Genomic DNA, 12,215 nt, shown 5'->3' with positions numbered 1-12,215 from the left:
CCGTCCGTCGGCACGGGTGGGGCACGCGCGAGATCGGTGGAAGCAGGGTGCCGGGGCTCTCTGGACAGGCGTCTGTCCCGGGGAGATCCTGTTCAGAGAAGGTGGCGGCACGTCCCCACCCCGAGGCGGAGGTGCCTGCAGTGGACTGGTGGGTCCGGCTCGTCGTCGTCGTGGTTCTTCTCGCGGCCGGTACCGGGATCCTCGCGGGTATCCAGACCAGACGACGCCGCGGTGGCGCGATCGTCGTGCGGCGCACCCGTCCGAAGGGGAAGGGAGAAGCCGCGTGAACGCGTTGATGCTGGCCTCGGACATCACCAGGCGTCCTGTGGTGACGCTCGGCGGTGAGGCCGTGGCCCAGGTGAAGGATGTCGTCTTCGACGGTCATGCGGGCCAGGTCTCGGGCTTCACCCTCAGTGGACGGGGCCTGTTCTCCGGCCCCCTGCGCCAGGCGCTGCCCTGGGAGGCGGTGACGAGCCTCGGCCCTCATGCCGTGATGATCCGCGACGAAACGGCGTTCGAGTCCCGCGACGAGGTGGCCGACTCCGCCGAGGCAGCACACGGTAACGTCCTGGGGGCACGGGTCCTGACAGACACCGGCACAGACCTCGGCCACGTCACCGACGTCGTGATCGAGGTGACGACGGCCCAGGCACTGGTCGCGGGGTACGAGATCACCCCGGCCAAGGCCCTCAGCCACCACGGGCGGACCGCGTTCATCCCCCTGGTCAGGACCATCGCCGTCTCCGGCGAAGCGCTTGTCGTCCCAGCCGCAGTGGCCGAATTCATGACCGGCGACCTGCCCTCCCTCGAAAAGGCCATCCCGGAGTTCCGCAGCCGCATGAGCGGAAGAGAGGCGTGATGCTGCTCTCCGAGATCACGGACCGCCCGGTGATGGACACCGACACGGCCCAGAGCATCGGCCAGGTCGACAGCCTGGTCGTCACACCCCACCCACCCCACATCGCCGCCCTGCGTCTGAAGAAGACCAAGGGTGGCGGCACCCTGCTGACCTGGCAAAACGTACACGCCATCGGCCCTGACGCGATCATGGCCCGCGCCAACGCCCGAGCAGGCACCACCGAGGACATCACCGAGCAAGCCGCCGCGTGCCGCAACCTCCCGGGCCGCCGCGTCCTGTCAGAACGAGGCACCGAGATCGGCCTCCTCCAGGACATCGACTTCGACCCCGAATCCGGTCAGGTCCTGGGCCTGCTCACCTCGTCCGGCACCCTTCCTGGCCAGGGGCTGCTCGGCATAGGCTCCTACGCCGTGGTCGTCCAAGGGACCTAGGAGTACGGAACGTGACCTTCTGTCCGGCTTGTGATCGCTCGTTGGAGTGACATTGGGGTAGTTCGGCTGCCACCCTCACTGCGCCCCACCTGAAGTTGCCCGGACCGGACAGTCCGCGGTGCCCTGGTGGGACGTCAGTCTCCGTGTCCGGAGGAGTTCGGGAATGTCAATCCCCTGGTTTCGTAGAGACCTCTTCTATGCGGCCTGACGCCTCTGGGCACTCTGGTCGCGTGCTTCGATGATGATCCGTTCGAACTCTTGCGGCGGCACCCCGCCGGCCGCGCTGTGCCTCCGGCACGGGTTGTAGAACCCGGTGATCCAGGTAGCGATCTTCAGTCGAGCCTCTGTCCGGGTCTCGAATTGGTGCCGGTGAATGTACTCGACCTTGATCAGCGAGTTGAACGATTCCGCGGCGGCGTTGTCCAGGGCTGACCCCACTCGCCCCATGGACTGCACCACGCCCAGCCGGTCACACAGGGTGTCGTACGCCTCGGACGTGTACTCGCTGCCCCTGTCGCTGTGAAAGATCGTTCCCTCCACCTGACCACCCCGTATCGCGGCTGCCATCTTCAAGGACGCGCCGACCAGAGCCGCGTCGTGGTTCTCGCCCATCGCGTAGCCGAGGCAACGGCGAGAGAACGCGTCGATGACCGTGGCCAGGTAGATCTTGCCCTCACCGGTCGCAATCTCGGTCATGTCGCCGTACCAGAGCACGTCCGGAGTGACCGCTTCGAACCGGCGGTGCACCAGGTCAGGAGCCGCTTTCCGCTTGCCCTGCCAGGTCAGCGACCTGCGTCGACGCGGAAGCTTGCGGCCCTGCAGGCCGAGCTCGGCCATGATCTCCGCGACGGTGTCCACCGAAACCTTCCAGCCCCCTGCCCACAGGTCCAGCGTGATCCGCGGTGAGCCGTAGGTCTCACCGGACTTCCGGAAGAAGTACACGATCTTCTCCCCCAGCTCCGCGCGTCCGACCTCGCGCCATGTGGGCTCGTCCGGGCGCCGGCGCCACTTGCAGAACCATGCCTCGCTCACCCCGACCACCCGGCAGATCACCCGGTGCGGGACGTCGTGCTCGACCCTCTGGCCACCGATGAAGGCGACCAGCGCCTCCGGGATGTGCTCGGTCACTTCACCCAGAGGGCCCTGCATCGCTTGAAGACATCACGCTCCGTCCCCAGCCCCCGGATCCGCTTGTTCTTCTCGCTCATCTCGCGTCGCAGCCGATCCAGCTCCGCGCGCTCGGCCTCCCGCAGACGCCCGCCAGGCACAGTCGACGCGGGCGGCGCGGGCGGCGCGGGCCGGTCCGACGACGTCGTCCCGTTGCGGCGCCAGCGCGAGACCCAACTGTGCAGGGTGCCCGGGTTGATCCCCAGCTCCTCGGCCACATCCCCGACCGGCTTCCCCGTCTCGACCACGATGCGGACGGCGCCCTCACGGAACTCGGCGTCGTACAGCGGCTTCTTCTTGGACCCCATGAACCCCAACTTCCCCTGCAATCACGGGCTCTACGCCACGAGGGGATAGTCACTTGCGAGCCCGCTCGGCCCGCACCCAGCTCCGCAGCGTCTCCCGGCTGATCCCCAGATCCTTGCCGACGCCCTCGAACGTGTTCTTCGGGTCCGACAGGTACAGCGCGACAGCGTCCGCCTTGAACTCCGCCGAATACACCTTCACCACCATGCGTCACACCTCTTCCTCCGGCCCCTCAAGGCCCAGTGTCCAAGGTGTCCACGCTCAGGGGGAAAAGCCCGGCCGGAGGAAGGCCAAGCGCGCCGAGAAGACCCCGGCTGAGGGCAGGAAGAAGGCCCGGCGGAAGAAGCCCAGGAAGTAGGGCCGAATCCTCCTCCGCTCACGCATCGCTCACGCAAGCCACCCCGCGGCACCCGGGCCGTGTGACGTGTCATACCCCCGAGCAACACAAAAGGCCAGGTCACGGGCTATGTGACCTGGCCTTTTCCGGAGCCCCCTGTCGGATTCGAACCGACGACCTACGCATTACAAGTCCTGGCTAGAGCATGCCAGGTGGTTCCAGCCGCTGCTTCGGCGTCCAGAACCACCTGATCAGGGCAGGTGCTGAGTGATGCACAGTCCGATCCGTGACGGTCCTTGCCGCGCCGTCCGCTCACGCAGCGCTCACACGGCACGGGTCCCTTCCACGCCACAGTGGACGGCACTTCGCCCCGGAGTTCGGGAGACGTGAAGCCGACGGCGGTAACCGATCAGTAGACGTGGCGTGTCGGCGTAGCTCTGGCACGCCACGTCTACCGACCACCAGGCCGTCTTCACGGCCACCGCCCGTTCTCACATCTCAGCGGAACGCAACGACGCTGCCACCGATGAACGCCGCCGCACCAATGATTGCAAACCCTACGCCCAGAATGCGTGCCAGGATCTGTGTCTCCTTTTCGCCGCGAGGAGAAAACCCTGACATTGAGCGCATCTTGTTCACAACATCAGGCTTTGCCGCATTGACCAGAAACCAGACACCGACCACGAGGAAGAAGAGTCCGGCGCTGAAGAGCAGGAGCAGTTGCCCCCATTGAAAGCTCTTCCTTGGCAAGGTCGGTCACTTTTCCTCCAGAGATATGCGAATCACCATTCACCGATCCATGTATAGGCCGGTCCGCCCGAAACGTCGGCAACGAAGACGTCGGCGCCGACTCCGAGCTCGAATTCGCCCACCAACGTTCCGTCCGCAGTGCGGGCACCACCCGTACACCAGGCCGCACGTCCGCTGATAGGAGCGCCCACGCTGACCTCGGCACCGGCTCCCCACGCGCGCAGATCATAGTTGCCCGCGTTGCTCCAGTAACGGTCGAGGGTATGCCTGCTCCTGGACTACCGATAGAGGGGCCGAGGGAACCGGCGAAACCAACCTCGTACCCCTGCGAGGTTTGCATCACCATGAAGCAGCCGCGCGCCGAGAACCCGAATCCGGCGGACGCACTGCCGTTGATACAGGCACCCTGCGTCCTGTCGTATCCCGTCAAATCGGCGAGCATACCACCCAAAATTTCGCTGTTCGACGAAAGAGCCTTGTGGATGACACCTCCAACAAAATCCTCTACCGGGCTGGGGCCTTTCTTGGGTTTTAATACGGAAGGTGTCTTCTTCAGCCAGCCCTTGGGGGCGGGTGTCGAGGGCAGGGTGAGGTTGCGGCTGCCCGGGATGCCTCCGAGGCCGGTAGGCTTCATGCCCTTGACGAGCGGGGGACGCGATCCACAGCGGCAGGCGCGGACCGGCCCTTCACCACTGCTGCTGGTGGCCTTCTTCTTGCCACTGCTGACCGGAATGCCGCCCCGACACGTGATGCCATACTTCTGCGGCTCGTTGCACTCGGGGACGCCGAGGCCGGAGGGGTCGGCGACGGTTGCCGGGTTCTGGACCGCGTAGCTGTAGCCGTTGAGGGTCTGCCCCACACCCGTCTGCAGGAGTGGATCGACGCTGATGAACTGGCCGGTTTCGGCGTCGTACTGACGAGCGTCGACGTGGGTGAGCCCCGTACCGGTATCGGTGGTCTTGCCGAGGAAGCCCTTGTCGTCGGGCCACGCCGACCCGGTGACGCTACCCCTCGGTGCGCCGAACGGGGTCGTGTAGCGCCGAGAGAACGCCTGGTCCGTGGCGTCGATGGCCAGGGTTGCCGTGCCGTGCTGATCGGTGACGAGATAGCTGAGCTCGTTGCTGCCGCTCTCGTTGGAACGGACGGCGACGGTCAGGCCGCCGGAGCCGTAGTGGCGCTGGGCCCAGGTGCTGCCGCCTGCCCGCACATGCAGCTCCGTCGCCCCCACATAGAGGATGCGTTCCCCACCCTCGGTACTGCGGATGAGGAGGGTTCCGTCAGCCCCGTACAGGTAGTCACTGGTCTTGCCGCTCTCGGTCAGGCTTGTCAGCTTGCCCTCGTCGGACCATTCGAGGTCCTGGGTGGCGGTGCCGTCAGGCCGGCTGGTGGTGTTGCCGGTGCTGTCGAAGTCGAATGAAGCAACGTGTTACTTCTTTACGGACGGTAAGAGCCTGGTGATCATGGGCTCTGGAGTTCGAGGGGCTGATTCTGAGGCTCGGCAGGCATGAGAAGGGGCCCCCTGGAGAGTTTTTCGTTGCCACGAACAACCCCGGAGGGCCCCGTGCCCTAGGGCGCACGTCCCGTCTACTGGAAGATCCCCATCACGGAGACCGCAAATTCCACGAATACGGCCACTCCGAGAATTCCCCCCAAAATCCTCAGGAGTGTCGGACTGAAGCCGGGTCCGGGAGCGAATGGGCCATGATTCATGGCAAACCGATGGATGCGATATGCGACATCATGCACATTCAAGGCGATCCCGAGGCAGATCACCACAAACACCCCTGACCATAGCGCACCTAGATAATCTCCCGCACTACCGGACGCGATAATGAATTCACCAGTCGACAACATTCACATTTCCAATCGGCAACACCATGCGGAAATACCGTATCTCACCCCCTATCCCCTCGCGAATGTGGGACTCATTCGCGAGGGGACAGGGGGTGAACGTCCCCAGGCTTCGGATCCTCTAATCCCAAAATGTCACGAAATCGGCGACCTCTCCTACGACGGTGTCCACACGGACGATGTGTGTGTAGCCCGACCCGAAGCTGCCGCCCAGACCTGCCTGGGGACCTGCGCTAAAGATGACGCTGTGGACGATATCGCCTCTGCTGTTCCTGGTCCCGTAGGTTCCGCGATGTGCGAGGGAGACTGGCCCGAGGGTTCCATTGAAACCCCCCGCCTCGCCGCGGACCTGATCAATGGAGTCAGCGTTGCTCCACACGAGGTCACCGGTGAAGCCGAGGCCTGCCTCTGGCCCGGACAGATCTTCTCTCGTCCAGGTGAACGCGTAGTCGTCTCCGACCCGCATCAAACAGGCGGTTCTTCCCTTTCCTGCCCCGGCCATAATGCTTCCGCTCCCGCAGATTCCGACGGTGTCGCTGTACGACAGGAAGTAGTCCAGGCCCTTCTCGAACCAGCCCTTGTTGGCCTCGGCCTTCGGCTTGGGCCCGGGGTTGGGCGGAGGCGGGGTGGTCTTCAGCCAGCCCTTGGGGGCGGGTGTCGAGGGCAGGGTGAGGTTGCGGCTGCCCGGGATGCCTCCGAGGCCGGTAGGCTTCATGCCCTTGACGAGCGGGGGACGCGATCCACAGCGGCAGGCGCGGACCGGCCCTTCACCACTGCTGCTGGTGGCCTTCTTCTTGCCACTGCTGACCGGAATGCCGCCCCGACACGTGATGCCATACTTCTGCGGCTCGTTGCACTCGGGGACGCCGAGGCCGGAGGGGTCGGCGACGGTTGCCGGGTTCTGGACCGCGTAGCTGTAGCCGTTGAGGGTCTGCCCCACACCCGTCTGCAGGAGTGGATCGACGCTGATGAACTGGCCGATTTCGGCGTCGTACTGACGAGCGTCGACGTGGGTGAGCCCCGTACCGGTATCGGTGGTCTTGCCGAGGAAGCCCTTGTCGTCGGGCCACGCCGACCCGGTGACGCTACCCCTCGGTGCGCCGAACGGGGTCGTGTAGCGCCGAGAGAACGCCTGGTCCGTGGCGTCGATGGCCAGGGTTGCCGTGCCGTGCTGATCGGTGACGAGATAGCTGAGCTCGTTGCTGCCGCTCTCGTTGGAACGGACGGCGACGGTCAGGCCGCCGGAGCCGTAGTGGCGCTGGGCCCAGGTGCTGCCGCCTGCCCGCACATGCAGCTCCGTCGCCCCCACATAGAGGATGCGTTCCCCACCCTCGGTACTGCGGATGAGGAGGGTTCCGTCAGCCCCGTACAGGTAGTCACTGGTCTTGCCGCTCTCGGTCAGGCTTGTCAGCTTGCCCTCGTCGGACCATTCGAGGTCCTGGGTGGCGGTGCCGTCAGGCCGGCTGGTGGTGTTGCCGGTGCTGTCGAAGTCGAACGCGCGGTCCGGGGCGGTGCAGTCCGCCTTTGTGCTGGTGCCGGTCAGGGCGTGGGGCTGGTCGTCCCTCTCGTAGCAGTAGGTCGTGGTGGTGTTTCCAGTGATGGTGTGGGCGGTCTCCGTGGTGCGCTGGCCAGCGTCGTTGTAGGTGTAGCTGGTCCAGTACGGGGCCCTGCCGTCCAGGCTGGTCGCGCTGCGGGGATCGGAGCACTTCTGCGAGGCGGGCGTCCACGCCTCGGTCAGGCGCCGGTGGCCGTCGTAGGCGAAGCACTGGGTCTCCGCCGCTGCGGTGCCGCCGAGGGTGCTGGTGTCGGCAACGGACGTGACGTTGCCCGCCTGGTCGTAGGAGTAGACGAGGTTCTGCAGCTTGTAGGGGTGGGTCTGGTCCGTGACGTGACTGCCGAGGAGGCGGCCGGTGCCCTTCTCCCAGGTGTTGGCGACGTACGCCTTCTTGTGCTCCTCGGTGTTCGCGGTGCCGAGCACGAGTTGCTGGGCCTGGCCGAGGGCGGAGTAGTCCACGTCGAGCAGGTAGCCGGTGCTGCCGCCGATGGAGATGACCTGACCGAGGCTGGTGTAGCCGTAGTCGACAATCTCCGAGGGCAGACCGCCGAGCGCGGGTTCCTTGGTGCTCTGCAGCGTGCCGTCGATGTTGTAGCGGTTCTCGAACTCCAGGGTGGCCGGCGCGCCCGCCGTGACGAGCGGGTCGGAGCCCGGCAGGGTCAGTTCGGTGGTGGTGGGCCGAGACAGACTGTCGTAGCCGGTGACGACCTTGCTGTACGCCTTGCCGGTCTTGCCACCGATGTAGCGGGTGCTCGCGTCCGGCAGACCCTTGAGAAGGGTGTCGTAGGTGAAGGCAGTCAGCTGGTTGGCGTCGGTCTTCGAGCCCGTCCAGGTGCCGGTGATGCGGCCGAGTACGTCATAGCCGGTGATGACGCTCTTGCCGCGGGAGTCGGTGGCCTTGGTGAGTCGGTCCAGCTTGTCGTAGGCCATCCGGGTCAGGCCCTTGTCGGGATCGTCCGCGCTGGTCTTGCGGCCGAACAGGTCGTAGCCGTACGTCCACTGCGCTCCGTCGGGCCCGGTGACCCGGGACTTCTGGTCGTCCAGCATGTACTGGAACTTGGTGGAGGTGTACGAGGCCGTCCCCGAGCCGCCGCCGAACTGGGGGTCGGTCGGGCTGGTGCCCGCGTACTGGCGGGTCTCGCCGGTACGGCCGCGGGCGTCGATGAGGGTGCGGGTGGCCGAGCCGCCCTGGAGGGCGGTGGTCGCGGTGGAGTCACCGGTGTAGCTGGTGGTGGTCGACCACTTCTTCACCCCGTACACATACAGGGTGCTGGTGGTCGGTCGCTCCGCACCGTCGTGCACCGTCTCGGTCTGCGCGGGCGCCTCGCCGTGCTCCGCACGTGTGTAGGTGCCGTTCGGTGTGGACGTGCTGTCGAAGATGTCCTCGTACTTCTCGTAGGCCAGACCGCGTGTGTCGTAGCGGGTGTCGGTGAGTACCCGGCCGCCGAGCGGGGTGGGGGCCTGGTTCTGCAGCGGCCGCATCATCGAGTCGTACAGCTCGTAGCTGGTGTTGTACGTCTCGCCGTCCTTCTTCAGGGTCGAGGTGGATACCCAAGACGGCTCGCTGTTGTTGATCCGGTACGTGTAGGTGGTGTTCGCGCTGTAGCCGGCGGCCTTGTTGCGGTTGGGCAGCCAGACCGCGGTCAGGCGGCCGAGGGCGTCGTAGGTGGACTCGGTCTTCTTCAGGTTGGCGTCGTACACGCGCAGGGCCTGGCCGTGCCTGGGGTCCAGGAAACTGGTCGTCCTGTGGCCCTCGGGGTTCGTGACGATCGTCTTGGTCAACGGGCCTACGGTGGTAGGGGTGTAGGCGGTGGTGGTGATGTTGCCGTCGGCATCGGCGACGTCGACGGGACGGCCGAGGACGTCGTACGTGGTGGTCGTCGTGGCCTGCCAGCCCGAGGCCGGACGCAGCCCGTCCGGGCCCGCCGTTGTGCCGTATCCGGTGGCACGACCAGTCCAGGTGGCCGCACCCTTGGTGGGCTTCTGGGAGGCCGACCACGTCGTGGCGGAGGGGTTGTCGTAGACGGTGGCGGTGTCGGACAGGACGTCGCCACGGGCATCCGAGTTCGCCGGCAGGCTCAGACTGGTGTCGACAACCGAACAGGACTGCCCGACCGTACGGGTACGGGAGACGAGGTCGTTGATGCCGACCGCGTCGTTGCGCGCGTACCACGTGCGGGTGCAGGTCTGGTCGCCGCTCTTGCCGACCTCACCGGAGTCGTCGACGGTGACGGGCATGCCGTAGTCGTCGTAGGTGGTGGCGATCGCGCGGGCACGCCAGGTGCTCGCGGCGGACAGATACGTATGGAGGGTCGACTTGGCCGTACGGACGTAGCGGGCCACGTGGTCGGCGGCGCCGGGCGCGCTCTGGCGGGTGGTCTCCTTCGACCATGGATCGGTCACCTCGACGGTGATCGGGGTCGAGCCGTTATAGGTGACGTGCTCGCGCCGTATGCCCCGGTACTGGTCGCTGTCGGTAATGCTCGCGATGCCGATGGACGGGGAGGTCAGCGGGGCGACGGAGACCGAACGGGTAGTGCCGTCCTTCCTCTTGTCGCCGTGCATGCCCTGCATGTAGAGAGAGACCGTCTTGGAGCGGGTGGTGTCCTCGGCGCCGGTATGGACGGTGACCTGACGGTAGCCGCGCCAGTCGGACCAGGTGCGTTCGTCCTTGGGGGTGAAGGGGTCGTCGCTGTGGTGCCAGGCGGCGCCGCTGTAGTCGTAGGCGTACTCGACCGCGTCATTGTCGCCCGCCGGGTCCGAGACGACGACGGCCTCCACCCGGTACTTGTGGAACCAGTCCACTGACGCCTCGTCGGAGCCGTTGATGTTCCAGTACTGCGGGAAGCAGGAGCGAGTGTTGGTGTCTTCGGCGGCGCCCATCACCTCATTGCGCACGCACTCCGGCGAGGACAGGGTCACCGTGGTGATCGAGCCGGTCTCCGAGGTGACCGTGGAGATACGGGGCCGGGTCAGCGGCAAGATGTCGTCGGTGCCGTCCACCCGGTTCTCCCGCCACTGGTAGGTGAACGACACGGGGTTGAGGGCGATGGGAGTACCACCGGCCTTGCCGGTCCGCTTGATCGACTTCAGGGTCAGGACATGGTCGGAGGTGTCACCGATGTCCCCTCCGTCCAGGTACTCCTGAGTGAAGTCCCAGGAGTCCACTGGGTCGTGGGCGCCGGTGGCGGCGTTCCACGAGAAGGAGTCGATGCCGGTCAGGCGCTTGCGAGAGAAGAACGACGGGCCGGTGCCCAAGCAGTCGTCGTCGCCGTCGGTGCAGATGGCGTCGAAGGGGACGTCGGGCCAGTTCTTGGCGGTGTCCTTGGTCAGTGACGAGCAGTCCGAGACGGTGCACCGTTCGGCGTGGCTGAAGGTGACCTTGGCGTCCGCGTCGTCGGTGAACAGCGCGCCCTTGCGCAGCCCGTACTTGATCTCCTTCAGGTAGCCGCCGCGGGTGTAGGAGGCGTTGGCGGTGGTGGCCTTGTTCTTCTTGTAGTGGTTGGTCTCCTTGGCGTACCAGTACGTGGAGGCGTTTCCGTGGGTGTCCTCGACGTAGTCGAGATTCCACCGCCATGCCTGGGTCGCCGACCGCTCGCCGAAGGTGTCGCCGTTGGCGTGGCCGGGTTCGCCGGAGTCGTCGCCGAAGACGGGCACCGTCCAGACGGAGTTGGTGCGCTGGTCGGTGGCGCCGTCGAGCTTGTTCAGGCCGAAGACGTACTTGGTGCCGTCGCCGGTGATGACGGTCCAGTACTCGCCGTTGCCGTCGCCATTGTCGGCACCCGTGGAGCGGGTCACGGTCGATGCGTCATCGTTCTCCAGCCGCCAGGTGCTCTCCCAGTCCCCGGACTTCTTCACCAGGCGGGTCGCCTTGCCGTTCAGGACCAGCTGCGCGTTGTCGTACTTCCAGCACCGGTCATGGACGTCGTCGTGACCGTCGTCTTCACAGGAGCCGTAGGACCGCTCGATGTAGGACTCGGTCAGACCGAAGCCCTCACCGACCGCGCTGCCCTGGTTGTTGGTGGTGGCGGTACGGCCGTCGACGCCGCCCGAGTCGTACGACAGGGACAGCTCCGGCGTCGGACCGGACGCCGCAGGCGGCATGTTGAAGTCGTAGTTCCAGCTGAACGAAGCGGAGTTGTCCCCAGCTTCCCAGGACGAGGATTCCGAGAGTTCGGTGGCCGAGTAGTCACCGGTGCCCGACGGAGACTCGCCCGCCCCCGGGGCAGCCGCGGTCACGGCGAACACCGATGTGTCCGCGGAAGCCACGCGGGCCAGCCGGGACGGAGGGCCGTCGCCGGCCTCGGCCAGCGGCACGGAGGCCGTGATCGTCTGATGGGCAAGGTCGTTGTCGGACTTGACCGGCGTGGTGGTGCGGCAAGCGGCCTTCTCCGGTGTGTCCAACGCACAGTCGGGAAGGCGTACCAGACGCAGCCGGGAGGCCCAACCGCCTCCGACTGCCGAGGCGAAACCGCCGTAGTCGATGCCGAGTTCGGCCTTTCCTGCCTCGTCCGCCTCGACAGTCAGCAGCACACCGGTGATACCGGCCTTTCTGGCGGCTTTCTGGCCGAGGACCGTGATCCGTGCCGTGGTGCCGGGTTCGGCGCTGTTCTTGCCTCCGGCCGGAGCGATGCTGACGGGAAGGCCGCCGGGCTTCGCCCGGCCGCGCTTGCCGGTGTCCAGTTCGACGCGCGCGTCACCCTGCTCGGGCCAAGCCGCTTCCCGCTCTGTCCGGGCCTTTCGGGCACGCTCGGTGTCGGCCTTCTTCTCCTTGGCGACTTTCGCGCGAGCCTTCTTCGCTCCGGGACTTTCGATCTCCCTGACCTTGCTCACACGCTGATTGGGGGTGTCTGGGCGCCCAAGCCCTTTGTCCGAGGCCTGGGCTGCCGGGGCCACCAGTCCTGTCGGGGCCATGAGGGACAGGGCCAGGACCGTCACGACAGCCCCGACGCTCCGTCT

General features: G+C 66.3%; 8 protein-coding genes and 1 pseudogene. 3 read left to right on the top strand and 6 right to left on the bottom strand.

All coding sequences use genetic code 11. The features are described from left to right. The first annotated feature begins 140 nt into the window (after nucleotides 1–140). From HUV60_RS18510 to HUV60_RS18500, 3 genes are read left to right on the top strand one after another with little or no spacing between them, the layout of a single operon-like run. On the top strand, nucleotides 141–287 hold the full coding sequence (locus HUV60_RS18510) for a hypothetical protein (protein ID WP_257848372.1): 147 nt from the start codon (nucleotides 141–143) through the stop codon (nucleotides 285–287). Next, a complete protein-coding gene (locus HUV60_RS18505; RefSeq protein WP_257848370.1) occupies nucleotides 284–859 on the top strand; it encodes a PRC-barrel domain-containing protein in 576 nt (191 codons plus the stop codon). Before HUV60_RS18510 ends, HUV60_RS18505 begins: the two co-directional genes overlap by 4 nt. Continuing rightward, nucleotides 859–1,290: a PRC-barrel domain-containing protein gene (locus tag HUV60_RS18500; protein ID WP_257848369.1), complete on the top strand. Its 432-nt coding sequence runs from the start codon at nucleotides 859–861 to the stop codon at nucleotides 1,288–1,290. The genes HUV60_RS18505 and HUV60_RS18500 overlap by 1 nt, the downstream gene beginning before the upstream one ends. Nucleotides 1,291–1,485: 195 nt before the next feature. On the opposite strand, the gene HUV60_RS18495 is transcribed toward HUV60_RS18500, so the two are convergent. The 6 genes and pseudogenes from HUV60_RS18495 to HUV60_RS18470 form a co-directional block, all read right to left on the bottom strand. Beyond that, nucleotides 1,486–2,418: an IS3 family transposase gene (locus HUV60_RS18495; RefSeq protein WP_257848367.1), complete on the bottom strand. Its 933-nt coding sequence runs from the start codon at nucleotides 2,416–2,418 to the stop codon at nucleotides 1,486–1,488. Then, a complete protein-coding gene (locus HUV60_RS18490; RefSeq protein WP_257848366.1) occupies nucleotides 2,415–2,765 on the bottom strand; it encodes a transposase in 351 nt (116 codons plus the stop codon). The genes HUV60_RS18495 and HUV60_RS18490 overlap by 4 nt, the downstream gene beginning before the upstream one ends. 55 nt (nucleotides 2,766–2,820) lie before the next feature. Then, nucleotides 2,821–2,970: pseudogene (locus tag HUV60_RS18485) on the bottom strand (transposase); the annotation flags it as partial. Between the two features lie 628 nt (nucleotides 2,971–3,598). Further along, nucleotides 3,599–3,739 (bottom strand): hypothetical protein, encoded by a 141-nt coding sequence (locus HUV60_RS18480; RefSeq protein WP_257848365.1) that lies wholly within the window; start codon nucleotides 3,737–3,739, stop codon nucleotides 3,599–3,601. Nucleotides 3,740–3,743: 4 nt separating this feature from the next. Then, nucleotides 3,744–5,078, bottom strand: coding sequence for an RHS repeat domain-containing protein (locus tag HUV60_RS18475; protein WP_269441206.1), 1,335 nt, complete (start codon nucleotides 5,076–5,078; stop codon nucleotides 3,744–3,746). Nucleotides 5,079–5,822: 744 nt separating this feature from the next. Next, nucleotides 5,823–12,170, bottom strand: a complete 6,348-nt coding sequence (locus HUV60_RS18470) for an RHS repeat-associated core domain-containing protein (RefSeq protein WP_257850145.1) — start codon at nucleotides 12,168–12,170, stop codon at nucleotides 5,823–5,825. Nucleotides 12,171–12,215 lie beyond the last annotated feature (45 nt).

It is taken from the genome of Streptomyces sp. KMM 9044, assembly GCF_024701375.2.
GTDB lineage: Bacteria > Actinomycetota > Actinomycetes > Streptomycetales > Streptomycetaceae > Streptomyces.
The sequence above is the reverse complement of the archived record's forward strand: the minus strand, read 5'-3'. Positions and strand labels throughout refer to the sequence as shown.

Coding starts and splice junctions, on each gene's coding strand:
- HUV60_RS18500 (WP_257848369.1), top strand. CDS start 859: ATGCTGCTCTCCGAGATCACGGACCGCCCGGTGATGGACACCGACACG.
- HUV60_RS18470 (WP_257850145.1), bottom strand. CDS start 12,170: ATGGCCCCGACAGGACTGGTGGCCCCGGCAGCCCAGGCCTCGGACAAA.
- HUV60_RS18490 (WP_257848366.1), bottom strand. CDS start 2,765: ATGGGGTCCAAGAAGAAGCCGCTGTACGACGCCGAGTTCCGTGAGGGC.